The sequence below is a fragment of the Heterorhizobium halophytocola genome, from assembly GCF_017873095.1.
Lineage (GTDB): Bacteria > Pseudomonadota > Alphaproteobacteria > Rhizobiales > Rhizobiaceae > Allorhizobium > Allorhizobium halophytocola.
On sequence record NZ_JAGGJU010000001.1, the window covers coordinates 145,996 to 170,609 of the forward strand.

Annotated in this window: 20 protein-coding genes; 15 read left to right on the plus strand and 5 right to left on the minus strand. The window is 63.3% G+C overall.

The genetic code is table 11. The features are described 5' to 3' along the window. Window positions 1-159 precede the first annotated feature (159 nt). On the plus strand, window positions 160-1,062 hold the full coding sequence (gene rpoH / locus J2Z17_RS00730) for an RNA polymerase sigma factor RpoH (RefSeq protein ID WP_209941302.1): 903 nt from the start codon (window positions 160-162) through the stop codon (window positions 1,060-1,062). A 194-nt stretch (window positions 1,063-1,256) separates the two neighbouring features. Here the strand turns inward: rpoH and J2Z17_RS00735 are convergent, their stop codons facing one another. Beyond that, the gene (locus J2Z17_RS00735) at window positions 1,257-3,602 is read right to left on the minus strand and encodes a hypothetical protein (protein WP_209941304.1); all 2,346 of its coding nucleotides are present in this window, start codon (window positions 3,600-3,602) and stop codon (window positions 1,257-1,259) included. Between the two features lie 60 nt (window positions 3,603-3,662). Continuing rightward, complete coding sequence (locus J2Z17_RS00740; protein WP_209941306.1) at window positions 3,663-4,961, minus strand: adenylosuccinate synthase; 1,299 nt, start codon at window positions 4,959-4,961, stop codon at window positions 3,663-3,665. A gap of 222 nt (window positions 4,962-5,183) precedes the next feature. Between J2Z17_RS00740 and J2Z17_RS00745 the strand changes: the two genes are divergently transcribed. Continuing rightward, entirely contained in the window at window positions 5,184-6,083 is a 900-nt protein-coding gene (locus J2Z17_RS00745) for a DMT family transporter (RefSeq protein ID WP_209941308.1), read from the plus strand. 142 nt (window positions 6,084-6,225) lie between these two features. Here the strand turns inward: J2Z17_RS00745 and J2Z17_RS00750 are convergent, their stop codons facing one another. Continuing rightward, a complete protein-coding gene (locus J2Z17_RS00750) occupies window positions 6,226-6,825 on the minus strand; it encodes a transglutaminase-like cysteine peptidase (protein WP_209941310.1) in 600 nt (199 codons plus the stop codon). Window positions 6,826-7,175: 350 nt separating this feature from the next. On the opposite strand from J2Z17_RS00750, the gene J2Z17_RS00755 reads away from it, so the two are divergent. From J2Z17_RS00755 to J2Z17_RS00775, 5 genes are all read left to right on the plus strand, one after another. After that, the gene (locus J2Z17_RS00755) at window positions 7,176-8,591 is read left to right on the plus strand and encodes an O-antigen ligase family protein (protein WP_209941312.1); all 1,416 of its coding nucleotides are present in this window, start codon (window positions 7,176-7,178) and stop codon (window positions 8,589-8,591) included. A 417-nt stretch (window positions 8,592-9,008) separates the two neighbouring features. Further along, a complete protein-coding gene (locus J2Z17_RS00760) occupies window positions 9,009-10,145 on the plus strand; it encodes a polysaccharide biosynthesis/export family protein (protein WP_465261888.1) in 1,137 nt (378 codons plus the stop codon). Window positions 10,146-10,267: 122 nt separating this feature from the next. Beyond that, entirely contained in the window at window positions 10,268-10,942 is a 675-nt protein-coding gene (locus J2Z17_RS00765) for a hypothetical protein (RefSeq protein WP_209941316.1), read from the plus strand. Window positions 10,943-10,992: 50 nt separating this feature from the next. After that, complete coding sequence (locus J2Z17_RS00770) at window positions 10,993-13,278, plus strand: Wzz/FepE/Etk N-terminal domain-containing protein (protein WP_377299912.1); 2,286 nt, start codon at window positions 10,993-10,995, stop codon at window positions 13,276-13,278. After that, window positions 13,223-14,011: a hypothetical protein gene (locus J2Z17_RS00775; protein WP_209941318.1), complete on the plus strand. Its 789-nt coding sequence runs from the start codon at window positions 13,223-13,225 to the stop codon at window positions 14,009-14,011. The genes J2Z17_RS00770 and J2Z17_RS00775 overlap by 56 nt, the downstream gene beginning before the upstream one ends. Before the next feature lie 48 nt (window positions 14,012-14,059). Here J2Z17_RS00775 and J2Z17_RS00780 read toward each other — a convergent pair whose 3' ends face one another. Further along, window positions 14,060-14,842, minus strand: coding sequence for a metallophosphoesterase family protein (locus J2Z17_RS00780; protein WP_245223786.1), 783 nt, complete (start codon window positions 14,840-14,842; stop codon window positions 14,060-14,062). A 127-nt stretch (window positions 14,843-14,969) separates the two neighbouring features. On the opposite strand from J2Z17_RS00780, the gene J2Z17_RS00785 reads away from it, so the two are divergent. Then, on the plus strand, window positions 14,970-15,836 hold the full coding sequence (locus J2Z17_RS00785) for a creatininase family protein (RefSeq protein ID WP_377299947.1): 867 nt from the start codon (window positions 14,970-14,972) through the stop codon (window positions 15,834-15,836). Here the strand turns inward: J2Z17_RS00785 and J2Z17_RS00790 are convergent. Next, window positions 15,824-16,813 carry a LysR family transcriptional regulator gene (locus J2Z17_RS00790; RefSeq protein WP_209941322.1) on the minus strand — a complete coding sequence of 330 codons (990 nt, stop codon included), beginning with the start codon at window positions 16,811-16,813 and terminating at the stop codon, window positions 15,824-15,826. The two genes, J2Z17_RS00785 and J2Z17_RS00790, sit on opposite strands and share 13 nt — an antisense overlap. Before the next feature lie 185 nt (window positions 16,814-16,998). Between J2Z17_RS00790 and J2Z17_RS00795 the strand changes: the two genes are divergently transcribed. From J2Z17_RS00795 to gmd, 7 genes are all read left to right on the plus strand, one after another. Further along, window positions 16,999-18,015 carry an ABC transporter substrate-binding protein gene (locus J2Z17_RS00795; RefSeq protein ID WP_209941323.1) on the plus strand — a complete coding sequence of 339 codons (1,017 nt, stop codon included), beginning with the start codon at window positions 16,999-17,001 and terminating at the stop codon, window positions 18,013-18,015. A 69-nt stretch (window positions 18,016-18,084) separates the two neighbouring features. Further along, entirely contained in the window at window positions 18,085-18,894 is an 810-nt protein-coding gene (locus tag J2Z17_RS00800; RefSeq protein ID WP_209941325.1) for an ABC transporter ATP-binding protein, read from the plus strand. Between the two features lie 32 nt (window positions 18,895-18,926). Further along, window positions 18,927-19,730, plus strand: a complete 804-nt coding sequence (locus J2Z17_RS00805; RefSeq protein ID WP_245223824.1) for an ABC transporter permease — start codon at window positions 18,927-18,929, stop codon at window positions 19,728-19,730. Further along, window positions 19,730-21,046 (plus strand): cytosine deaminase, encoded by a 1,317-nt coding sequence (locus J2Z17_RS00810; RefSeq protein WP_209941328.1) that lies wholly within the window; start codon window positions 19,730-19,732, stop codon window positions 21,044-21,046. Before J2Z17_RS00805 ends, J2Z17_RS00810 begins: the two co-directional genes overlap by 1 nt. A gap of 3 nt (window positions 21,047-21,049) precedes the next feature. Next, window positions 21,050-22,456, plus strand: coding sequence for an FAD-binding oxidoreductase (locus J2Z17_RS00815; RefSeq protein ID WP_209941329.1), 1,407 nt, complete (start codon window positions 21,050-21,052; stop codon window positions 22,454-22,456). A 161-nt stretch (window positions 22,457-22,617) separates the two neighbouring features. Next, the gene (locus tag J2Z17_RS00820) at window positions 22,618-23,199 is read left to right on the plus strand and encodes an NAD(P)H-dependent oxidoreductase (RefSeq protein WP_209941330.1); all 582 of its coding nucleotides are present in this window, start codon (window positions 22,618-22,620) and stop codon (window positions 23,197-23,199) included. Between the two features lie 196 nt (window positions 23,200-23,395). Then, window positions 23,396-24,514 carry a GDP-mannose 4,6-dehydratase gene (gene gmd / locus J2Z17_RS00825; RefSeq protein WP_209941331.1) on the plus strand — a complete coding sequence of 373 codons (1,119 nt, stop codon included), beginning with the start codon at window positions 23,396-23,398 and terminating at the stop codon, window positions 24,512-24,514. Window positions 24,515-24,614: the final 100 nt, after the last annotated feature.

The following is a 24,614-nucleotide window of genomic DNA, read 5'->3' on the forward strand; positions in this document are numbered from 1 at the left end:
CGTCACCTCTGGTGGCGATGCTTGCGAAGTCTTGAATCCGTGTTCGGCCATAATTATCTGTTAGCTGGATCCGTGTGGAGTTTTTCTGAAAATCCGCCGGAACGGGCTTGCTCGAACATGCGTTCTTCAGAGGAGCCCAACTTTAAAGGAGGGTGCTAGATGGCCCGCAGTACATTACCGAGCATTGCCGCCGGCGAAGGCGGTCTCAGCCGGTATCTCGATGAAATTCGCAAGTTCCCGATGCTGGAACCGCAGCAGGAATACATGCTGGCGAAGCGTTATCAGGAACATGAAGACCGTGACGCGGCCCACCAGCTCGTCACCAGTCACCTTCGTCTCGTTGCCAAGATCGCCATGGGCTATCGCGGCTACGGCCTGCCGATCGGCGAGGTCGTGTCGGAAGGCAATGTCGGCCTGATGCAGGCGGTGAAGAAGTTCGATCCCGAGCGCGGCTTCCGCCTTGCCACCTATGCGATGTGGTGGATCAAGGCCGCGATCCAGGAATATATCCTGCGCTCCTGGTCGCTCGTCAAAATGGGCACCACCGCCAACCAGAAGCGTCTGTTCTTCAACCTGCGCCGTATGAAAAGCCGGATCCAGGCCATCGACGAAGGCGATCTGAAGCCGCATCAGGTGTCGGAAATCGCCACCAAGCTGAAGGTCAGCGAGGAGGAAGTGATCTCGATGAACCGTCGCCTGAGCGGCGACGCATCGCTGAACGCTCCGATCCGCGCCACCGAAGGCGAATCCGGCCAATGGCAGGACTGGCTGGTCGACGAGCACGACAGCCAGGAAGACACGCTGATCGAGCAGGACGAGCTAGAAACCCGCCGCAGCATGCTGTCGAAGGCCCTCAGCGTCCTGAACGAGCGCGAACGCCGCATCTTCGAGGCACGTCGCCTTTCGGAAGATCCGATCACGCTGGAGGAACTGTCGAGCGAATTCGACATCTCGCGCGAACGTGTCCGCCAGATCGAGGTCCGCGCCTTTGAAAAGGTGCAGCTCGCCGTACAGAAGGAAGCCCGCGAGAGGGCCCAGGCGCTGAACGTCGTCGAAGCCTGAGGATCTGCCCACAAGGCGGAATGAGAACTCAGCCACTGAATTGAAAACGACGGCGGCCCTCGGGCCGCCGTTTTGCGTTCGGGCGGGTGCCCTGACGCGATCCGCGCAGGATCTGCCGGAAAGGCAAAAGGGCCGCGATCATCTCGCGGCCCTTCTTGAACTTTACGGTACGATCACCGGCGAGGCTTGCCGTATCAGCCGCCGCTGGTGCCGAGGGCCGCCCATTCCTTGATCGCCTTGTCGAAATCGGCCTTACCGGCGGCGCCCTTGTCGAGCGTGATCAGCGCGCGGCGACCATTGCGGTAGGTGACGGGGATGTCGATCCAGTCCCGATCGCGCATCAGCTCGATATTGCGCTGCACGACATCCTTGAAATCGTTGAGCGCGATCAGGAAGGTGTCGTCGGTGATCCGGGCCGGAACGGCGACCAGCGGATCGCCGCGGTCCTGCTCGGTCTTCTTCATCGCCACACGCTGGACGTCCTGGATTGCGCCGCCCTCGAAGTTTGGCGGAACGGAGAAGACGATCTCGATCAGATGGCTGGCCGGCAGCGAATTGTCAGCATTGCGCTTGAAGGTGATCAGCGCGCTGAGACCCGAATCCGGGATCACAAGCTTGCCCTGCACTTCCGGTTCCGCACGGCCATTCTCGCCGGTCTCGCTGACCAGGCTCCACTCGACCCGGCCGGTATGGGCGGTCGGGGTCGCCTGCCCGATGCGTTCCTCGTAAAGCAGGGCCTTCTGGCCCCCTTCAAGGGCTGCGGCATTTTCGGTCGTCGGTCCGGCCCCCTGATTGGCACCGGCACCATCGGCAGCGGCGCCACTGCCGGCGGCCGCGGTCTCGTTGCTCGGGGCCGATGTCTGCTGGGCGACGGAGCGTCCCTCGCCGGCGCTCGAGGCCGGTGCCTCGCCCTCGTCGACCTCGGTTCCATCGGTCTGCAGCCGCTGGGTGAACTTGCCGGACGTCTCGCCATCAGCAAGCGCCGGCGGCGCCGTCTCTGCCGGCTGGTCGTTGGAGGCCGTGTCGGTGCCAGCCCCGCTGTCGGTCTCGGCGGGCGTCGTCGCCTCCGGCGCAAGGTCGGTCGTCGTATCCGCGACCGGGGTCTGCGCCGTGTCGTCCGCCGTGGACGCGCCGGTCATGTCGGCGATCATCACCTGGATGGCATCGCGGTTGGACCAGGCAGCGTAACCGCCGCCGGCAATCACCACGAGGACTGCGACCGAAAGCACCAGCGGCATGACGCTGCGGCGCGGACGCGGCTTGGTCCGCTTCTGCCCATAGGCGGCATTGCTTGCCGCCCCGGCGAGCAATGCCTCGTCGGTGGCGGGCTCTGCGGACTCGGGGAAGGTGACGCCGCCATCATCGATCATCGGATCGTTGTCTGTCGCCTCCAGATGCTCGTCGATCTCCGACTGGTTCGCAGCGGCGTTCTCGGCAAACCACTGGGCAAAGGCATCGTGGTTTTCGGCAGGCGCCGGTGCGGCGGCCGCTTCCGGTTCCCACTGCAGCAGGTCGAGCGAAGGCTGGTTCGAGCGGGCAGCCGCATCGGCCGGCGCATGGGTGTGCGCCAGCAGATCGAATTCGTCGCGCGCGGCTTCCGTCTCGCGGCTGTCCAGCCCGCCGCCATGCGGAATGTCGACGCTCGGCTCACCGCGCAGAGCGGTTTCAGGCGACAAAGTCGGTTCCGGCTCGCCCGCCGGTGCTTCGAAGACGGCGGGCGCCTCCAGCTCCGGTTCGAAATGGCCGCTGGCGGGCATCGTTGCGTTCGACGCCAGCGTTTCCCGCTCCCGGCTGGCCTCATAGAGCTCCCAGGCTGCGACCGTGTCCTCGCTCGGGGCGCCCTCGGCCGCCTCCTGCTCCTCGCCATGGGCGGAAAACTCGGCAACCCCGCCGGGCAGTTCGGAGACCGGCACGAAGCCATCGACCTGCTCTTCCGCTTCCGTCGCATAGTCGATATCGGAGGCTGCCCGCTCGGCGGGCCAGTCGAGCGCTGCCACCCGCTTTTCCGATGTCTCGGGGGTCACGGCAGGCGGCGAAATCGGTTCGGACGGGCCCTCATAGGCCCAATCGACCGGGCCGGTGTCCCGTGCATCGACCGAGGGCGCCTCGACGACGCTGTCGCGCGGCGGCTCCGGCTCGACCGGCTCGGGCTCCGTGACCGGCTCGACCGGCGTCGGCTCCACGACCGGCGGCAGCGGCTGGCTTGCGGCGATCCGGGGCTCTGTTTCTGGTTCTGGTTCTGGTTCTGGCTCTGGTGCTGGCACAGGCGCTGCGGCAGGGATGACCGGAGGCGGCTCTGCCACCACGGGAGCTTCATCCGCCGGCAGTGCCTCGGCATATTCGGCGTCGACTTCGACGATTGCCGCTTCGAGCTTGTCGAGCTGGCGGGCAAGCAGTTCGTCCGACGGACGCGGATTCATGCTTTCCAATTGCCGCCGGACGGCCGTGCGTGCCTTGTCGTAGACCTTCTCACGCATTTCAGGCGTGTTGCTGGAAAGGCCCGAAACCGCGCGACGAATTACTGCGATGAAGTCAGCCATCAGAACTTTCTCTTGAACGCTGCCCGGGCAACGTTACAAAAAACATAAAGAGGTAAGACATTAATCCTCAAACGGATCAGTCACAAGTATTGTGTCGTCCCGCTCGGGACTGGTTGAAAGTAGTGCAACCGGCGCCCCGATCAACTCCTCGACCTGACGCACATATTTGATCGCCTGCGCCGGCAGGTCGGCCCATTTGCGGGCGCCGACCGTCGACTGCTTCCAGCCTTCGAGTGTGACGTAGATCGGCTCGACCCGTGCCTGGGCGGCCTGGGCAGCCGGCAGATGGTCGATCTGCTGACCGTCCAGCATATAGCCGACGCAGATCTTCAGCTCGTCCAGGCCGTCGAGGACATCGAGCTTGGTCAGCGCGATCCCGGTGATGCCGTTGGTGGCGACCGACTGGCGCACCAGGGCTGCGTCGAACCAGCCGCAACGGCGCTTGCGGCCCGTGACGGTGCCGAATTCATGCCCCTTCTCGCCGAGGAACTGGCCGATCTCGTCGTTGAGCTCGGTCGGGAACGGGCCTTCGCCCACACGGGTCGTATAGGCCTTGGTGATGCCGAGAATATAGCCGAGCGCGCCGGGTCCCATGCCCGAACCGGCCGCGGCCTGGCCGGCGACGGTGTTCGAGGAGGTGACGAAGGGATAGGTGCCGTGGTCGATGTCGAGCAGCGATCCCTGGGCGCCCTCGAACAGGATGCGCGAACCCTTGCGACGCTCCTTGTCGAGCATCGCCCAGACGGTTTCCATGAACGGCAGGATGCGGTCGGCAACGGCCGTCAGCTCGTCCATGATCGTCTGGTGCTCGACTTCGGCGACATTGAAGCCGCGACGCAGCGCGTTGTGGTGGGTGAGAATGCGTTCGACCTTGGCGCCCAGCGCATCGAGGTCGGCGAGATCCATCACGCGGATCGCGCGGCGGCCGACCTTGTCTTCATAGGCAGGGCCGATGCCCCGGCGCGTCGTGCCGATCTTGGTGCCGCTGTTGGAGGCGGCATCCTCGCGCATGCCGTCGAGTTCGCGGTGCAGCGACAGAATCAGGGTGGCGTTGTCGGCAACGCGCAGGCTATCGGCCGTGACCGTGACGCCCTGCGCGCCGAGCCGGTCGATTTCGGCCAGCAGCGCATGCGGATCGACCACAACGCCATTGCCGATGACGGCCTTCTTGCCGGGACGCACCACGCCCGAGGGCAGAAGCGAGAGCTTGTAGGAGACACCGTCGATGACCAGCGTATGTCCGGCATTGTGACCGCCCTGGAAGCGCACGACGACATCGGCCCGTTCCGACAGCCAGTCGACGATCTTGCCTTTGCCTTCGTCACCCCATTGGGAACCGATCACCACCACATTGGTCATTTCTAAAGATCCTGTCTTTCTACACCCTTGCCATGCAATCAGAGCGACTGTACGGCCCTGAGCAAACCCGCGCATCTATAATGTGTTGTTCTCAGGAAAGCGACCGGTTTGTGCCCAGCAATTTGGCTTTTTACGTGACAAACAAGCATGCCTCGCCTATTGCCCACAACCTTGTTGTCGACGGACGCCCACCGTCGCCCTAGTAAACGCTGATGGTATGAAGTGTCCGGCAGATCCTACCTGTTCCTCATCGTGACAACCCTGCTTTGGGGTGGCAATGCAGCCTTCGGCAAGATGGCCGTCGGCCATGTCAGCCCGATGGTGCTGACGCTGTCGCGATGGATCCTGGCGCTGGCGATCATCTCGGCGATCGCGGGGCCGCAATTGCGCCGCGACTGGCCACTGATTCGCCGAAACCTCCATATCCTTCTCGGTCTCGGTGCCGTCGGCTATACCGCCTTCAACGGCTTCCTCTATTCCGCCCTGCAATACACCACCGGCGTCAACGGCGCGATCGAACAGGGCGGCATTCCGGTGCTGATCTTCGTGCTGAACTTCGTGTTGTTCCGCGTGCCCGTGACCGCCGTCCAGATCGCAGGCTTCGCCATCAGCTTTTTCGGCGTGGTTTTGACGGCAAGCCACGGCGACCTTGCGACCCTCGCCCAGCTCAACCTCAATTACGGCGACGCGCTGCTGCTGGTGGCGGTGCTGGCCTATGCCCTCTACACGGTTGGCCTGCGCTGGAAGCCGGCCATCCACTGGAAGAGCATGATGGCGGCGGCCTCACTGGGGGCGGCCATCGCCGCGGTGCCCCCGCTTCTCTACGAGATCGCCCAGGCGAAGGCGATCTGGCCCGACCATATCGGCATCGGGGTCATTCTCTATACGGCGATCTTCCCCTCGCTGGTCTCGCAGATCCTCTACATCAAGGGTGTCGAAGGCATCGGCGCCAACCGGGCCGGGCTGTTCATCAACCTGGTTCCGGTCTTCGGCACCGGCCTTTCGGTGCTGCTGAACGGCGAGCGGCTGGAGCCATTCCACTTTCTGGCCCTGGTCCTGGTGATCGGCGGCATCGCCATTTCCGAATGGGGCAAGCCGAGGCCGGTCGAAACCATCCAATGAAAAAAGTCCGCCAGTCCCTTTGGAGGATCATGGCGGACAGGAGGCAGAGCGGGGGGACGAACAGCGCTCGTCCGCAAATCTTTCAGGCCGTCGGGCCGCCGGGCATGGGCATTGCCGCAAGGACCGGCGGTATCGTTTCGAATTACATCGTGTACCAGAGGCGCGGATTGTCCGAGGACTGGATCTTCTCCCAGTGCAGCGCAACGGTCTGCCAGGGCTTGACGAGCGTGGTGCGGTTGTCGAGCACCAGGTCGCCGGCGCTGGTCTTGACCACCAGCACGGCATGGCCCTCGCCCGAATAGGTCCGCGCAACGGCAATCCTGAGAGCGCTCGACGGCCAGCCGAGCGCGATCAGCCGCTGGCGCTTGGCAAGCGCGAATTCCTCGCAGTCGCCGGAGGTGACATTGACCTGCCAGACATCGCCACCGAGCCCTGCGGCATCGTGAACCGGCCGGATCTGCTGGTTGATGCGCCGGTTGACGGCAAACAGCTGACCACGCTTGGCGCGGTTGAGATGGACCAGAGAGGTGCCGCCGCGGCTGTTGCATTCACCCGGATAGGTCATGCAGAATTTCACATAGGCAAAGGGCGCAAGTGTCGGCCGGTCAACCCTGATGAAGCTGACGCCCGGCGCGCTGGCGAGATTGCGGGCGAGACCACCCGGTCCTGCCGCTTCCGCAGAAAATGCAAAAGCCAGTCCTGCCACCGCCGAGACGGCCGCGATGAGCATCTTCTTCCACATGAGCATTCCCCGTTCGCGTTTGCGGTCACGCCGTTTGCGGCGCCTGTCGCTGACTATGCCCGGCTTTGCGCCTGGGACGGGAGCAGTGCGTGTCTGGTTATCGGCAGGCCACTACGTCTCCGTGTGAAGAACCCTACGCATATCCATTTGCGAGACACTTAAACGGATATCTCCAATTTTATCGATCTGCATCTTTTTGGGTCAAAACGGGCCAGTTGTGCCGGTCCGCGCTGCGGTCCCGGCCTGCAGGACCGTGAAGAGCGAAGGCTTGCAATCCCCGCCATTTGCCCGGATAGAATGGCGCTGCGCAACCAGGGAGCGCATCCGACCGAGCCGCCAGGGGGACACGCGTGAGGACACAGACGGGCTTGGCCGCCGGCCCGGCGCTGCACATTCCGGCGGAGCGGGCCATCATCGGGCTGTTCACCGTGACCGTGCTGTTCGGCCTCATGGCCTTCGGTGCCGCGCGGCTGGAAGTCCAGGCACTGCTGACCATATGCTCCGCAATCCTTGGCGCAGTCACGGTTTGCCTTTACGGCATCCCGGCGACGAGCCGGCCTCTTGCCGCGGCAGCCTTCGCCATTGCCGGTTTCCTGGCAGCCCTTGCGCTGCTCCAGACCATCGACCTTTCCGCCATCGGCGTCAGCAACCCGGCCTGGGACGAAGCCGACAGGCTGACGGCCATTGGCGGGTCCCACCTCTCGGTGGCGCCGGCCGAAACACGCAGCGCCCTGCTGCAGATCGCCTATCCCTTCCTGATCTTTGTCTCCGGCCTTGCCCTGTCGCGCACCGACGCCGATGCCGAACGGCTGTTGCGCGGCATTGTGATCGGCGCCGGAGGACTGGCGGTCGTGACCCTGATCGGCTTCCTCGTCTATCCGGACCGACTGATGCTCACCGACAAGGTGCATTATATCGGCGACTTCACCGCAAGCTTCGTCAACCGCAATTCCGCCGCCACTTTTCTCGGGGTCACCGCCTTGGCGCTTGCGACACTGGCCTGGCGCGACGCCCGCGATGGCGGGCTGGCACAGGGGATGGTGCCGAAGCGCCAGCATGACCGGTGCCGGCGCAGGCTCGTTCTAGGCGGGCTGCTGGCGCTCCTCTGCCTCACCGGCCTGATGCTGACGAGATCGCGCGGCGGCATAGCTGCGAGTGCCGTGGCGGCGCTGGCCCTGGTCCCCCTGCTCACCGGCGCCTGGCATCTGGGTCGCTACAGGTTCAGCCGGGCAACCGGACGCCGGATGCGGCTCGCCGGCATGACGATCGCGATCCTGGCGACAGTCTTGATTATGTGGTCCATCTCCGGCCGGGTCCAGTTGAGGGCGGAGATACAGGGGCTTGGAGACCAGCGCTTCTGCATCTACCCGCTGGAGGTCAGGGCCTTTGCCGCACAGTTGCTTGCCGGATACGGGTTCGGCACCTTCGCCCAGGCCTTCCCCGCCTTTCGCGACGGAGCCTGCGGGATCGACGGGATATTCCAGCGTGGCCACAATGTCTATCTCGAGGGATTGATGGGCTTCGGCCTGAGCTTTGCGCTGGCTGCCGGCTATGGGTTCTACCGCCTGGCGGCCACCTTCTTCATCGGATGGCGCCAGCGCCGCTCGGCACGCCACTACGCAGCTCTCGGCTTTGCCGTGCTCGCGCTGGTCCTGGTCCATTCCGCGGTCGACTTCTCGGTGCAGCTTCCGGGCATGGCCGGCTATCTGGCGGCCCTCCTCGCACCACTCTGCGCCCTCAGCCTGATGCGCAATCGGCGCGGATAAAAGTCCGCTTCATCCAGACCTGTCTCACCACCGCACAGCATCTGCAGCCGGCGTTCGCCCGCCTCTATCAAGTCGCGAGACGAGGCGATGAGCCGCAGACAGTTAATTCTCGCTGAAACAGCCATCAATGATTTAGAATTTTCATTTTAAGCACAAACTTAAAATACAAAAATCTAATTATACATTAGTTCTTTTTGAGTAATCAACGAATTAATCTGTTTTTAGTTGCAATGCGGCAACACAAAAACATTAACGGATGCACTGCAAAACAAATAATCTGCCTTAAACATTGTCTCACTCAATATAAATATGCAAAAATTTGCGATATATTACTTTAAAATAATAGGCTCCTGAATGTTGCTCGACAAGAAGTTTATCACACTTGCTGCCGTCGCCACCTTAAGCAGTTGCACATCTTTGCCGACATCCGGCCCCTCCTCGGACGCAATCGTCAAGCAGGCTTCGATCACCGTCTCGAACGACCAGAAGAAGACCGGGATCGATTATGTGCTGATCGACATCAGCAAGAGCATTCTCCCCTATTTCAAGTCGGAGATCTCCTCGTCGCTGAGCGGCGGCTTCGGCGGCGGGCGCGGCGCGGCCCCGGCCATTCCGCTCGGGATCGGCGACACGGTTCAGGTGTCGATCTTCGAAGCACAGGCGGGCGGCCTGTTCATTCCGGCCGAAGCCGGCAGCCGTCCCGGCAACTATATCACCCTGCCCTCGCAGCAGATCGACAGCTCGGGCATGATCAGCGTGCCCTATGCCGGCAATGTCCGTGCCGGCGGGCGATCCAAGGAAGCCGTGGAACAGCAGATCGAGGATCTTCTGGCCAACCGCGCCATCGAGCCCCAGGTGGTGATCACGGTCACCGACAGCCGGTCGAGCCAGGTTGCGGTGCTCGGCGACGTCAATGCGCCGCAAAAGGTCAGCGTGACGGCGGCCGGCGAGCGGGTACTCGACGTGATCTCGACGGCCGGCGGCATTTCCTCGCCGAGCATCGAGACGACGGTGACGCTGCAGCGGCGCGGCCGCACGGCCACCGTTCCCTATGACAAGCTGGTCAAGACCCCGGCCGAGAACATCTATGTCGCTCCGGGGGACATCGTGAATATCGATCGCGAGCGGCGCACCTATCTTGCCTTCGGCGCAGCCGGCACCAATGGCCGCTTCGATTTCGAGGAATCCAACCTGACGCTGGCCGAAGCGCTGGCCAAGGTCGGCGGCGTGCTCGACGATCGGGGCGATCCGGCGGAGGTGGTGCTCTACCGCATGGTCGACCGCCACACGCTCGACAAGCTGGCAATCGACACCTCGGGACTCGCGGGCGACGAGATCCCGGTCATCTTCCGGGCCAATCTGCGCGACCCCGGCACCTTCTTCGCGGTCAAGCAGTTTGCCATGCAGGACAAGGACCTGATCTACGTCTCGAACGCCAAGTCGATCGAACTGGTCAAATTCCTGAGCATCGTCAACTCGGTCACCTCGACAGCCTCGGGTGTCACCAGCGATGCGCTGACTGTCCGCGACGGAGCGGAAGACCTGACACATTAGCGTAACGGAATAACAACGCGGCATTTTCCGCTATAGAGCCCAGGTGCAATGCCGCGTTGCAAATTCCGGCCAAGTATAATAGGGTTACTTTTATTTTAAAGGCCGCACGAAAGGTCGCTGACATGACTTTGCATATAACTATTATTCAATACAGCTTGGGCCTCGCGCTTGCCTATACATTTAGCAACGCTGATTTAAATTCAGCTAATGCGCAGGGCGCGGCCGCCTGCTTCCAGACACCTGCCAGGCTCAGCGACGAGAACATTGAATCCTTCCTGGCCAATCCGGCAGATCTTCTGAGCCAGAACCCGGCCGGCGGACTTGCACTGTCGACACGGGTCCGCGCCCTTGCGGGGTCGAGTTCGCAGTCGCTCGATGCGATCATCGCCCAGGTCGGCGGAGCCAACAGCGCGCAGAAATCGGCAATCGGCTCGGGCCTTGCCCGCGCGGCACGGGCCTGCGCTCCGACGCAGCCGGAATATGCGGCGCTGATCCAGCAGAAGATCGCCGAACTCAACGCGCCCGAAGTGACGGCCGCCTTCCTGTCGGCCTCCAACGAAGTCCAGACGGCTGCCCTTGGTGGTGGTGACGGCGGTGGAGCGATCGGTGGTGGCGGCGGTGGTGGCGGCGCCATTGGCGGGGCTGGAGCCGGCGGTACCGGCGGCGGCGGTTCGGGTGGTGTCGGCGGCAGCTCCTCCATCGGCCAGAGCGGCGGCGGCTTCTCCACCGGCGGTGGCGGCAGCTATTCCGCCGGCGGCGGCGGCGGAACGCGGTTCATCATCAGCCCGACGAACTGATCGCGACGTCTCAGATACCAGTATTGCGTCGACATTTGCGAGGTTAGGACGTGCTCTCTCCAGATAAGGTGGGTTCCGACGTCGGGCATGATATGCCCGACGACGACGGAGCCTTGGCGATCGATGTCGAGCGGGTCCTTGCCGTGGTGCGGCGCCAGTGGCGGCTGGTGATGCTCTGCGTCCTCGTCGCGATTGTCCTCGGCCTGATCTACCTGCTGACGGCGGTGCCGTATTTCACCGCCTCCACCGCCGTGCTGATCGACCGCAGCAAGAGCGATATCGTCAACCAGCTGTCGGCGATCGGGTCGCTGGCCGATGACGAGGCCTCGGTGTTGAGCCAGGTGCAGATCATGCGTTCGGAGACGATCGCCGGCGCCGTGGTCGACAAGCTGAAGCTGACCGAGGCGCCGGAATTCACCCATCAGCCGGCAAGCCCGCTTGCCATGGTGAAGGGCTTTGTCCGCACATTCGTGAATGCCGCCGACTGGTTTTCCAGCACGCCCGACCTGTCGGATGCGGACAAGGCCGAGCGCGATCGCCTGGCCGCGATCGAGACGCTGCAGAGCAATATGGCGGTCGACCGCGTCGATCGCAGCTATGTGCTGCGGATCGACTACACCTCGCCGGATCCCGCCCTGTCCGCCCGCATCGCCAACACCATCGCCAGCACCTATCTGCTCGACAAGCTCAACTCGAAATACGACGCCACCCGCAGGGCCAGCGACTGGCTGCTGGAACGCATCGACGAGTTGAAGGAAAAGGCGTTGGAATCCGACCTCGCGGTCCAGCGGTTCCGCGCCGACAACGGCCTGGTGGCCGCCGGCGGCCAGCTGATGTCCGACCAGCAATTGTCCGAGCTCAACAGTCAGCTGATCCTGGCGCGTGCCGACACCGCCAAGGCCAAGGCGCGTTATGAGCGGATCAAGTCGATCATCGACAGCCACCGCACCGATGCGATCGTCGACGACGTGCTGCAGAGTTCGATCTCCAACGACCTCAGGCGCAAATATCTGGAAGCCTCGAAGCTGGAAGCCGACATTTCCGGCCGACTCGGCTCCAACCATATTCAGGCCGTGCGTCTTCGCCGCGAGATGAAGGAATACGAGCGGCTGATGTTCGAGGAACTCGGACGCATTGCCGAAAGCTACCAGAGCGACGTCAAGGTGGCGGAATCGCGCGAGCAGGCGCTGGACACCAGCGTCGCGGCAGCCCAGGGCGTCACCGTGACCGCTTCGGAAACCCAGGTGCAGATGCGCGAACTGGAGCGCACCGCCGACACCTACAAGAACCTCTACCAGACCTTCCTGCAGCGCTATCAGGAGGCGACCCAGCAGCAGTCCTTCCCGATTACCGATGCCCGGGTGATCGGCAAGGCGTCGGCGCCGTCGCGCCCGAGCGCACCGAGCAAGCCGCTGGTGCTGGTCCTGTCCGTCCTGCTCGGCGGTCTGGTCGGCAGTGCCGGCGCCGCCTTCCGTGAATTCCGCGACCGCTATTTCCGCACAAACGAGCAGGTGCGCCAGACGCTTGGCGTCGAGTTCCTCGGCATGGCGCCGATCGTCACCAGCCGCAAGCGGATCGAGCAGAGCGATGACCGCGACCATACCCAGCAGATCCACAAGAGCGACAGCATTTCCAGCTATGCCATCGACCACCCGATGTCGATGTTTGCCGAGACCCTGCGCAGCGCCAAGATCGGCGTCGACCTGTCGAGCCGGACCACCGGCTGCAAGCTGGTCGGCATCGTCTCCTCGCTGCCGTCGGAGGGCAAGTCGACGATCGCCGTCAACTTCGCCTCGCTGCTGGCCATGCAGGGCGCGCGCGTGCTGTTGATCGACGCGGATCTGCGCAATCCCGGCGCGACAAGGGCACTCGGGCGACATGCCGAGGAAGGCCTGCTCGAGGCCCTGCTCGACGGCCGCAGCGTGCGCGATCTTGCCCTGATGGACCCGAAGACCAAACTGGCCTTCCTGCCGGCCGTGGTCACCCGCCGGGTGCTGCATTCGTCCGAACTCCTGGCCTCTCCGGCGATGAACGGCATCCTGCAGAACGCCCGCGCCCTTTTCGATTACGTCATCCTCGATCTGCCGCCGCTGCTGCCGGTCGTCGACGCACGCGCAATCGCCCCCAAGCTCGACAGCTTCCTCTATGTCGTCGAATGGGGCCGCACCTCGCGCAAGGCGGCCAAGAGCGCCCTGCATCTGGATGAGACGATCTACGGCAAATGCGCCGGCGCGATCCTCAACAAGGTCGATGAGGACAAGATGAAGCTTTACCGTGCCTATGGATCGAACGAATATTACTCCTCGCGCTACGCCTCCTATTACCAGGAGGCGTAAGGCGCATGGCCCGTCGGCGCGGCCGCGCTGGCTGGTCGGCGCCACCCTGCTGGCGGCAGCGGCGGCGCTCTGGCTTGGTATCGATGAGCTCGCCCGCTCCGCCCGCCACAGCCAGTTGATCTCGACCGCCCGAAGCCTGTCTGCCGGCGCCGATATCAGCGCTACAGCCCTGGCCAGCGCCGAGCGTCAGGCAATGGCCCTCATCGAGGACGACGAATGCCGGGCCGACATCCTGCGCGCCGGGCTGACCGTCATGCTTGCCAATCTCGACCGACAGAATTCGTTTCACCGCTACGAGGCCTGGGCCGCGGCCATGACGGATGGCGATGCCTATGTGGTACATGCAATCGGCTGCACGCCGACTGATGGTGACCTGTGGGCACGCCTTGCGATGATCCGTCTTGCGATCGCCGAAAACCCCGACGAACTGGCCTGGCTGATGCAGCGGTCGATCGAATATGCGCCGGCCGAATATGCTGTGCTGGTCCCCCGCTTCGTCGTCTGGCGCAAGGCAAGCGCTGCCTCGCTCGCCGCAGCACAGGATGCGGTGGAGGCCGACCTCCTGACCCTGCTCACCTATGCCAGCGCCAAGCAGATCGCCGCGACGCTGGCCGACAGCGGGACATCGCTGAAACCCTTCATTCGCGCAAGCCTGCGGTTGATCCCGCGCGATCGGCGCGACGGCCTGTTTGCCGCCGGCCTCGATCCGGACCTGCGGCCGGATGCGCCATAGCCTCTTCGGGGCCCGAATGGCTGGATGGACGACGTGCAGCCTTCGCCGTCAGAAGATCTCGATCTCGCCGCCAATGATCCGCACCGCGGTCAACACGCCGGTGGCATAGCAGCCGGTGTCTATGCCCAGCCGCCCCGGCGCCCGGCTCGGCTGCGGGTTGGGGGTATGGCCGTGCACCACGACGATCGGCAGCTCCGGTCCGGTGGTCAGGAACGGCTGGCGAATCCACATCATGTCCTCGTCGGTCTGCTCGTCCATGGCAACGCCCGGCCGCACGCCGGCATGCACGAAGACGATATCGCCGAGCGTGACGCTGACCGCCGCTGACAACAAGGCCTCCACATGGCGCTCGGGCACGGCATCCCGTGCCAGGTCGCCCAGTTCCTTGATGCCGCCGCGCACCAGCACGGGCTCGACGTCGATACCATAGGACAGCAGGGTCTGGACCCCGCCGAGATCGAGCCAGCGCATATGGGCCTGCGGATCGGCGAGGAAATCGAGAAACACTTCTTCGTGATTCCCGGCAAGGATCAGCCGTTCGAACCCTTCCGGCGGCGGGCCCGTCACATGGTCCAGCACCTGGCGCGACTGCGGTCCCCGGTCGACATAGTCGCCAAGCATGACGATCAGCTTGGCGCCGGGCGGCGCGGCCGCATCCTCGACAATGCGCTGTTCAAGGGCGCGCAGGGCCTGAAAACAGCCATGCACGTCCCCGATCGCATAGACCGCGGCATAGTCCGCCGGGTCACGCGTCAGGCGCGGACGCGCCCTGTCTGAAGGGGGCGGGACATCGGATTTGAGAAGGCGCGAAAGCAGCTGTTTCATGGCCATTGGAGTGACACAATCGGCCATGGATTGGCAAGGATCGCGTTACGCCGGATTACCGCGCGCGCGCGGCCGGACGATGATGGACCGCCGGAAGCCCATGCCCCCTTTTTGGCAGCGGGCCGACCGCAAATTGATGCTTTTCGCACCTCACCGTATTGCCTATGCCGGGAGATCACAGAACGGGAGCACACCGGATATGGCCGCCAAGCCCTTCTACTGGAACGAGCTGAATACCGGCGATTTTGCCGCACTCTCGCCGGACACCACCGTTGCCATCCTGCCGATCGCCTCGACCGAGCAGCACGGGCCGCATCTGCCTGTTGCCACCGACGTGGCGATTGCGCAGGGCATGCTGGCCGAACTGAAGCGCCAGCGGCCTGACGACCTCGACTTCCTGGTGCTGCCGACGCAGGAGATCGGAAAGGCCAACGAACATGTCTTCGGTCCCGGCACGCTCTCGTTCGGCCCGGAGATCCTGATCCCCGCCTGGACCGCGATCGGCGCCAAGGTGGCCGAGGCCGGGGTGCGCAAGCTCGTCATCGTCAATTCCCACGGCGGCAATGTCGACATCATGAGCATTGTCGCGCGCGAGCTCAGAGTCCGTTGCCAGATGGCCGTCGTCTCGACCCAGTGGGGCCGGTTCGGCAATCCGGACGGCATGATTTCCGAGCACGAGCGCAAATACGGCATCCATGGCGGCGAGGTCGAGACCTCGCTGATGCTCGCCTTCCGCCCCGACCTGGTGCGGATGGACAAGGCCCAGAACTTCGTCTCGAGGGCCGAGGACATGCAGGCGAACTCGAAATACCTGACGCCGCTGCCGCCGCATTCGCTGGCCTGGATCGCGCACGATCTCAATCCGAACGGCGTCGTCGGCGATGCCTCCAAGGGCACGGCCGAGAAGGGCAAGGCGATCTGCGAGCATCAGGTCGCCGGCTTCATCGAGCTGTTGCGCGACCTGCGCGACTATCCGCTGGCAAACCTCTACAAGCCCTGATCGGCATCGGGCGGAACCGCAAGGGCCGATGCGCCGCGCTCCGGCGCCGGCACATGCCCCTTGTCCTGCAGTTCGCGCACCAGCAGCAGGATCTCCTGCAGCAGATATTCGACGAACAGGCTGGTGGCGGCATCAAGGGTTGCCCGTGATCGTGCGAAGAGCTTCATCGGCTGGTGTCGCACATGCGCATCGGCCAGCGGCCGGAAGACCAGCTCGCCGCGGCGGCACTCGGCAATCACGTCGAGCGGGTTGAGCAGGCTGAGGCCCGTGCCGGAGCGGACGAGCTGTTTCAAGAGTTCGGACGAATTGCTCTCCAGCACCGGCTCGACCGGTAGCGGCACCGGCGACAGCATCAGGTTGATGACATTGCGCAGGCTGGTGCCCGGCTGGGCCAGCACCAGACGCTCCTGCACCAGGTCGACGAGATCGATCGGCCCCTCCTCCGCGGCCAGCGGATGGCCCGGGGGCAGCACGGCACCGATCGGGATGTCGAAATTGGCAAGCGTTCGGATGCCGGGGGTTGCCGGAATGTTGAAGCCGAGGCCGATATCCACCTCGCCGGTCAGCACCGGGTTTACGGTGGTCGAGCCCGCATCATTTCTCAGATGCAGGCGCACTCGCGGATGCGCCTCGATGAAGCGGGCGATGATCTCCGGCAGGGGACCGGCCGCCAGACCGACGGTCGCGACGATCGAGACCTTGCCGGCCTGCGGCATCTTCAGCGCGCGGATCCGGCTTTCCAGCCGCTCGAAATCCTTCAGCACCTCGCGAATATGTTCGACACAGAGCTCGCCGGCGGCCGTCAGCCTCAGGCCGCGCGGCAAGCGCTCGAAGATCGGCGCACCGAACTCCTCCTCCAGCGCCAGGATCTGCCGGTTGACCGCGGAAGAGGCCACGTTGAGGCGTGCGGCCGCCTTGCGGATCGAACCACAGCGAGCGATTTCATCGATATATTGTAGTTTGCGGGAATGCAGCATGGCGGACTCTTCTGCCCAAGTTTTGATCACATCGCTTAATTACGCAACAGCTGAGTAGCTGATGCCGCAAAGGCATCAATGCGCGCGAATTTTGATGCTTTTCAACGCGCATGGCAACCGCTCAAATACCCCTGACGATTGAAGGCTCCCACGATGCCTGCGGTTTAACAGGGGATTTGCCAGCCATGACCAAAACCTTTTCCATGACGACCCTGATGGCTGCGGCCGCGATTACCGCGACCTTCGCGGCAGCGGCACCGGCCTATGCGCTGGACGATGTTTCCTACGGCACCAACTGGCTGGCCCAGGCCGAGCATGGCGGCTTCTACCAGGCGGTCGCCGACGGCACCTACGAGAAATACGGCCTGAAGGTCACCATCGTGCAGGGCGGGCCGAACGCCGCCAACCGGGCATTGCTGATCGCCGGCAAGGTCGATTTCTACATGGGCGGCCAGCTGGGTGACATGGATGGCGTCAAGTCGGGCATTCCGATGGTCGGCGTCGCCTCGATCTTCCAGAAGGATCCGCAGGTGCTGATGGCCCATCCCGATCAGGGCATCGACAGCTTCGCGGATCTCGCCAAGGCCGACACCATCTTCATGGGCAATGAAGGCTACACCACCTATTTCGAGTGGATGAAAAAGAATTACGAAGGCTTCAAGGACGAGCAGTACAAGCCCTATACCTTCAATCCCGCCCCCTTCATCGCCGATCCGAAATCGGCGCAGCAGGGCTACCTGACCTCCGAGCCCTACGAGATCGAGAAGCAGGCCGGCTGGGCGCCGAAGGTCTTCCTGCTCGCCGACAACGGCTACAGCCCCTATTCGACCGAAATCACCGCGATGCAGAAGACGATCGACGAGAAGCCGGATGTCGTCCAGCGCTTCGTCGATGCCTCGATCGAGGGCTGGTACAACTATCTCTACGGCGACAACACCAAGGCGAACGCGCTGATCAAGAAGGACAATCCGGAGATGACGGATGGTCAGATCGCATACACGATCGCCAAGTTGAAGGAATACGGCATCGTTGTATCAGGCGATGCCGAGGACAAGGGTATCGGATGCATGACCGATGCGCGCTACAAGACCTTCTTCGACGAAATGGTGCAGATTGGCGTCGAGCCGGCCGATCTCGACTACAAGAAAGCCTATACGACGCAGTTCGTCTGCAAGAAGGTCGGCATGGACCTGAAGAAATAAGGCATGGATGGCGCCCGACATCCAATCGGCATCGTTTCCGGCCCTGCAAGGCATGAAGAAACAGTAGGCATGGCGACACCTTCCTCCCCCTCGGCCAGACCCCGCCGCCCGCTGGTGGTGATGGAGAATGTCTCCAAGCAGTTTTCCAGCGGCACCCTTGCGCTGTCCGACATGTCGCTGACCGTCAATGCTGGCGAATTCGTCAGCCTTCTCGGTCCCTCGGGCTGCGGCAAGTCGACGGCACTCAGGATCATCGCCGGGCTTGGCGATGCGAGCTCGGGCGCGATCGACTGGCCGGCAAGCCGGATCAATGCCAGGGGCCTGCCGGAAGGCGACATCTCCTTCGTCTTCCAGGAACCGACGCTGATGCCCTGGCAGACGGTGTTCGGCAATGTCCATCTGCCGCTGAAACTGCGCGGCATCTCCAAATCGGCCGCGCGCTCCGACATCCTGGCAACCCTTGCGACCGTCGGCCTGCAGGATTTCGCCGACGCCTATCCGCGCGAACTGTCGGGCGGCATGAAAATGCGCGTCTCCATCGCCCGGGCGCTGGTAACCAAGCCCAAGCTGCTGTTGATGGACGAGCCCTTCGCAGCGCTGGACGAGATCACCCGGCAGAAGCTCAACGACGATGTGCTGAGGCTCTGGCACGAGACCGGCATCACGGTGATCTTCGTCACCCATTCGGTCTATGAAAGCGCCTATCTGTCGAACCGCATCGTGGTGATGAAGGCGCGGCCCGGCCGCGTGCATGCGGATATGCCGCTGGTCACCAGCCTGTCGCGCGACGCACATTACCGCACGTCCGAGGACTATCGCCAGGCCTGCGAGACGGTGTCCAACGCGCTGCTCGAAGCGATCGGATCGGAGGAGCACTGATGGCCGACACATCTCGCCGCCCCGCCCCGCAAATGCCGCATGCATCGAACCGCGGTCAAAAGCTGCTGCCGATCGTCATCCCGATGGGCGTCGTGGCGGCGCTGATCCTGATCTGGCATGTCGGCGTGATCATCAGCGGCGTCCCGCCCTATATCCTGCCGAGCCCGCTCGCGGTCGCAGGCTCACTCTACAAGGACTGGGGCACGCTTGCCCCTGCCCTCTGGGTCACCACCAAGATCACCATGGCCTCGCTGGCACTGGCGCTGATCGGCGGCGTGGCGATCGCCATCTTCCTCGTCCAGTCGCGCTGGATCGAGATGGCGTTTGCGCCGATCACCGTCATATTGCAGGTGACGCCGGTGGTGGCGATCGCGCCGCTGATCCTGATCTACGCGCCGTCGACGCAGGTGGCGCTGCTGATCTGTGCCTTCCTCGTCGCCTTCTTCCCGATCCTGTCGAACATGGTACAGGGGTTGAAGAGCGTCGATCACAATCTGCTCAACCTCTTCGACCTCTACGGCGCCTCGCGCTGGCAGACGCTGCTCTATCTGAAGCTGCCGGCTTCGCTCCCCTATTTCATGACGGGGCTGAGGATCGGCGGCGGACTGGCGCTGATTGCCGCCGTGGTCGCCGAATTTGCCGCCGGTTCGGCCGGCGCAGGTTCCGGTCTTGCCTTCCGCCTGCTGGAAAGCCAGTACAGGCTCAACATCCCGCGGCTCTTTGCAGCCCTCTTCCTGCTCTCCTGCCTCGGCGTGGTGATCTTCGCCATTACCTCCTTCATCTCGTGGCTGGCGCTGCACCGCTGGCACGAAAGCAGCCTGAAGCGGGAGAACTGATGGCGCCCTTTTCGATCACCCTACCCCGGACCGACCGCTATGCGCTGCGCAATGCCACGCTGCCCGCCGTCTGCGTCGAAGGTTTCGACACTTCTGCCCGCGAGGGGCTGGTCAGCGCCGACATCGTGATTGCGTCAGGCCGGATCGAAGCGATCCTGCCGGCCGGTTCGGCTCCCGCAGACCTCGCCATGGCCGATATCGATCAGGGCATGGTCTGGCCCTGCTTCGTCGACATGCACACCCATATCGACAAGGGCCATATCTGGCCGCGCAAGCCCAATCCGACCGGTGATTTTCCAGGCGCGCTGGCAGCTGTCGGCGAGGACAGGCAGGCCAGGTGGTCAGCGGACGACCTCGCCGCCCGCATGGAATTCTCGCTGAAATCGGCTTACGCGCATGGCACGAAACTGCTGCGCACCCATCTCGACAGCGTCGCCCCGCAACACGCCATCTCTTTCGAGGTCTTTGCCGAGAAGCGCGAGGCATGGGCGGGACGGGTCGAATTGCAGGCGGTCGCCCTCTTTCCCCTCGACCGCATCGACGACGATGGCTATTTCGCCGATCTGGTCGCAACCGTTGCCCGCCACGGCGGCCTGCTCGGCGGCGTGCCGCAGATGTGGCCCGATCTCGACCAGCGACTCGACATCCTCTTCAAGGCGGCCGCAGAAAACGGCCTCGACATCGACCTGCATGTCGACGAGACGCAGGATCCGGGCGTCCACGCACTGTTGGCCGTGGCCGAGGCCAAGTTGCGCAACGGCTTCGACGGTGCCGTCACCGTCGGTCATTGCTGCTCGCTCGCCCGTCAGGACGACGACTTTGCCACCCGGGTGATCGACAGGGTGGCCGAGGCCGGACTTTCCGTCGTCTCGCTGCCGATGTGCAATCTCTACCTGCAGGACCGCCAGCCAGGAGATCGCACGCCGCGCTCCCGCGGCGTCACCCTGTTCAAGGAACTGGCCGCCGCCGGCGTAGCCACCGCGGTTTCCTCCGACAACACCCGCGATCCCTTCTATGCCTATGGCGATCTCGATTGCGTCGAGGTGTTTCGCGAGGCGGTCCGGATCCTCCATCTCGACCACCCGCTCGACACTGCCGCGCGGATCGTCACCACGACACCGGCAGACATCCTGAAGCGTCCTGACATCGGCCGCATCAAGGTCGGATCGCCGGCCGATCTTGTACTTTTCTCCGCTCGCAACTGGAGCGAATTCCTCTCCCGTCCGCAGGCCGACCGCATCGTCATGCGGAATGGCATGGGCATCGACCGCAGCCTGCCGGACTATCGCGAACTCGACCCGATCATGAGAGACTGAACCATGCCCGATTACGCGCTGATCAAGGAAGAGCTTGCCGGCATCGATGTCGAGGACCACCCGGCCCTCGTCAAGCAGAAGAGCCGCGACTTCTACTGGTATTCGCCGATCCTGAAGGAGCAGCTCGACCACGTGACGGCCGATCTGGTCGTCTCGCCGAAGTCGGAAGAAGAGGTGATCCGCACGCTGAAGGTCGCCTTTGCCCACGGCGTGCCGGTGACCCCGCGCGGCGGCGGCACCGGCAACTACGGCCAGGCCATGCCGCTGTCGGGCGGCATCGTGCTCAACCTGATCAACATGAACAGGGTGAGGGAAATCCATCCGGGGCGCGTCATCTGCGAACCGGGCATCATCATCGCCGAACTCGACCGGCAGACAAAGGCGCATTCCGGCCAGGAGGTGCGTTTCCATCCCTCGACCGCGCAGACGGCCTCGATCGGCGGCTTCATTGCCGGCGGTTCGGGCGGGGTCGGCTCGATCACCTGGGGCGGCCTGCGCGACCTCGGCAATATCCTGAGGCTGCGGGTCGTCACCATGGAGGCCGAGCCGCGGGTGCTCGACCTGTCGACCTGGGACCTGCAGAAGGTCTCCCATGCCTATGGCACCAACGGCATCATCACCGAAGTGGAAATGCCGCTGGCACCCGCCTATGACTGGGTCGACGTGATCGTCGGCTATGACGACTTCATGGATGCCGTGCGTTTCGCCGATGCGCTGACGCACAAGAACGGCATCCTGCTGAAGGAAGTCGCGCCGATCGCGGCCCCCATCCCCTTCGACTATTTCACCCGGCACAAGCCCTGGCTGAAGGAAGGTCAATCGGTCGTCGTGCTGATGGTGGCGCCACATTCGATGGCCCCGTTCCTCGCCTACACCGAGCAGATGAAGGGCGATATCCGCTTCCGGTCCGATACGGTCGAGAGCATGAAGGGGATTCCGCATGCCTATGAGCTCGGCTGGAACCACACGACGCTGCGGGCTCTGAAGCTCGACAGCAACATCACCTATCTGCAGGTGCAGTATCCCGGCCCCGACCATGTCGCCAAGGTCGAGAAGATGACGAGGATGTTTGCGGACGAGGTGATCGGCCATCTCGAATTCATCAAGTTCGACGGCCGCATCCAGTGCTCCGGCCTGCCGCTGGTGCGCTATACGACGAAGGAGCGGCTGGAGGAGATCATCCGCCTGCACGAGGAAAACGGCTGCCCGATCTTCAACCCGCATCGCTATACGCTGGAGGAAGGGGGCATGAAGCAGACCGACCAGGTGCAGCTCGCCTTCAAGAAGGAGACCGACCCGAAGGGGCTTCTCAATCCCGGCAAGATGATCGCCTGGGACAATCCCGACTTCGACTTCAAGTCCGGCAGGAACTATCTGTTTCCGGGCCTGCAGGCTCTCGGCCAGGACTGAGGCTTCAACCGCCATGCGCGTCGAGCCTTAGGCATGGCGCGCCGGCACACATAAAGATCCGAAGGTACCCCTGCCTGCAGGGAAAACGTCGCGGAAAATTTCAACCCGCCGTCCGACAGGCAGGAACTGCGCTGTCGGCGACGTTTGGAGATTTTCGTCCCATGCGCGTTCTCGTGATCCATGCCCATCCCGTCGAGGAGAGTTTCAACAAGGCCCTGTTCCGGCTCGTCTGCGAAAGCCTGGAACAGGCAGGCCACCAGGTCGATGCCTGCGACCTCTATGCCGAGGGCTTCGACCCCGTGATGTCGGCGCATGACCGGCGGACCTATCACGACTATCCGGCCAATACCGCGCCGGTGGAAACCCATGTCGAACGCCTCAGGGCGGCGCAAGCGCTTGTCATTGTTTCGCCGGTCTGGAACTTCGGCTTTCCCGCCATGCTGAAGGGCTATTTCGATCGCGTCTGGCTGCCGGGCGTATCCTTCGACCTGAAGGACGGCAAGCTGACTCCGACGCTGCGCCACATCACCAAGGTCGCCGCCGTCGTCAGCTATGGCGGCACCCGCTGGCGGGCCTTTCTCGTCGGCAATCCGCCGAAAAAGACCATCAACCGCGTCATCCGCGGCCAGGTGAAGCTCGGCGCGCCGGTCCGATATCTTGCCCATTACGACATGAACAACTGCACGCCTGAGACGAGGGCCGCGTTCATGGAGAGGGTCAGGGCCGAGATGACGCGGTTCTGACGGGCGCAAGCCCCTCACCCGGTCCCGCCGCCCCCTTTATTTTCCAGTTGTTGTTCCGCCCGTTCATATAAACGGCAGGAACACAATTCCCTTGCAAGCTTTGGGCTTGTACAAGCGCGCGCGGTCTGCAAGTAATACTCCACAGAAACTATATTTATACGAATTTAGAAATAAACAATACTCTAAAGGATTTCAGATGAAGAAAGCCCTGATCACCGGTGTTACGGGCCAGGACGGCTCGTATCTTGCCGAATTTCTGCTGGAAAAGGGCTATGAAGTCCATGGCATCAAGCGCCGGGCCTCTCTCTTCAATACGCAGCGCATCGATCATATTTACGAAGATCCGCATACGAACCGGGCGCAGCTGAAGCTGCATTATGGCGATCTTTCGGACACCTCCAACCTGAACCGGATCATCTCCGAGGTCGAACCGGACGAGATCTACAATCTCGGGGCGCAGAGCCATGTCGCCGTCTCCTTCGAGGCGCCGGAATATACCGCCGATGTCGATGGCATCGGCACGCTGCGCCTGCTGGAGGCGATCCGCTTTCTCGGGCTGGAAAAGAGGACGCGCTTCTACCAGGCCTCGACCTCAGAGCTCTATGGCCAGGTGCAGGAAGTGCCGCAGCGCGAGACGACACCCTTCTATCCGCGCTCGCCCTATGCGGCCGCCAAGCTCTATGCCTACTGGATCACGGTGAACTACCGCGAAGCCTATGGCATGTATGCCTGCAACGGCATTCTCTTCAACCACGAGAGCCCGCGCCGCGGCGAGACTTTCGTCACCCGCAAGATCACCCGTGGCCTTGCCAATATCGCGATGGGTCTCGAGACCTGCCTCTATATGGGCAATATCGACAGCCTGCGCGACTGGGGCCATGCCAAGGACTATGTCCGGATGCAGTGGATGATGCTGCAGCAGGACGCCGCCGAAGATTTCGTCATTGCCACGGGGGTACAATATTCCGTGCGCGAGTTCATCACCTGGTCCGCCGCCCATCTCGGCATCACGCTCGAATTTTCCGGCAGGGGCGTCGACGAAATCGCCACGGTAACGGCGGTCGAGGGCGAACATGCGCCTTTCGTCGCGCCGGGCGACGTGGTGCTGCGGATCGATCCGCGCTATTTCCGCCCCGCGGAAGTCGACACCTTGCTCGGCGATCCGGGCAAGGCCAGGGAGAAACTCGGCTGGGTACCGAAGATCACCGTTCAGGACATGTGCGCAGAGATGGTTTCGGACGATCTGAAGACCGCCAAGCGCCATGCTCTGTTGAAGGCCCACGGACTTCAGGTGCCGGTCAGCGCAGAAAACTGACCGAACGACAGGGGTTGAGGAAAGCGCAATCGGGACAGACGCAGGCTCCCCCTTTCGCTGGCAAGGCCCTAGGCACTATCCTTTCGGGTAAGGAAAAGAC

What these genes read in the sequence shown, in the direction of transcription:
- J2Z17_RS00810 (WP_209941328.1), top strand. Translation starts at nt 19,730, where the DNA reads ATGGCGCCCTTTTCGATCACCCTACCCCGGACCGACCGCTATGCGCTG.
- J2Z17_RS00740 (WP_209941306.1), bottom strand. Translation starts at nt 4,961, where the DNA reads ATGACCAATGTGGTGGTGATCGGTTCCCAATGGGGTGACGAAGGCAAA.
- rpoH (WP_209941302.1), top strand. Translation starts at nt 160, where the DNA reads ATGGCCCGCAGTACATTACCGAGCATTGCCGCCGGCGAAGGCGGTCTC.
- J2Z17_RS00735 (WP_209941304.1), bottom strand. Translation starts at nt 3,602, where the DNA reads ATGGCTGACTTCATCGCAGTAATTCGTCGCGCGGTTTCGGGCCTTTCC.
- J2Z17_RS00775 (WP_209941318.1), top strand. Translation starts at nt 13,223, where the DNA reads ATGGATCGAACGAATATTACTCCTCGCGCTACGCCTCCTATTACCAGG.
- J2Z17_RS00765 (WP_209941316.1), top strand. Translation starts at nt 10,268, where the DNA reads ATGACTTTGCATATAACTATTATTCAATACAGCTTGGGCCTCGCGCTT.
- J2Z17_RS00795 (WP_209941323.1), top strand. Translation starts at nt 16,999, where the DNA reads ATGACCAAAACCTTTTCCATGACGACCCTGATGGCTGCGGCCGCGATT.
- J2Z17_RS00800 (WP_209941325.1), top strand. Translation starts at nt 18,085, where the DNA reads ATGGCGACACCTTCCTCCCCCTCGGCCAGACCCCGCCGCCCGCTGGTG.
- gmd (WP_209941331.1), top strand. Translation starts at nt 23,396, where the DNA reads ATGAAGAAAGCCCTGATCACCGGTGTTACGGGCCAGGACGGCTCGTAT.
- J2Z17_RS00820 (WP_209941330.1), top strand. Translation starts at nt 22,618, where the DNA reads ATGCGCGTTCTCGTGATCCATGCCCATCCCGTCGAGGAGAGTTTCAAC.
- J2Z17_RS00750 (WP_209941310.1), bottom strand. Translation starts at nt 6,825, where the DNA reads ATGTGGAAGAAGATGCTCATCGCGGCCGTCTCGGCGGTGGCAGGACTG.
- J2Z17_RS00780 (WP_245223786.1), bottom strand. Translation starts at nt 14,842, where the DNA reads ATGGCCATGAAACAGCTGCTTTCGCGCCTTCTCAAATCCGATGTCCCG.
- J2Z17_RS00805 (WP_245223824.1), top strand. Translation starts at nt 18,927, where the DNA reads ATGCCGCATGCATCGAACCGCGGTCAAAAGCTGCTGCCGATCGTCATC.
- J2Z17_RS00790 (WP_209941322.1), bottom strand. Translation starts at nt 16,813, where the DNA reads ATGCTGCATTCCCGCAAACTACAATATATCGATGAAATCGCTCGCTGT.
- J2Z17_RS00815 (WP_209941329.1), top strand. Translation starts at nt 21,050, where the DNA reads ATGCCCGATTACGCGCTGATCAAGGAAGAGCTTGCCGGCATCGATGTC.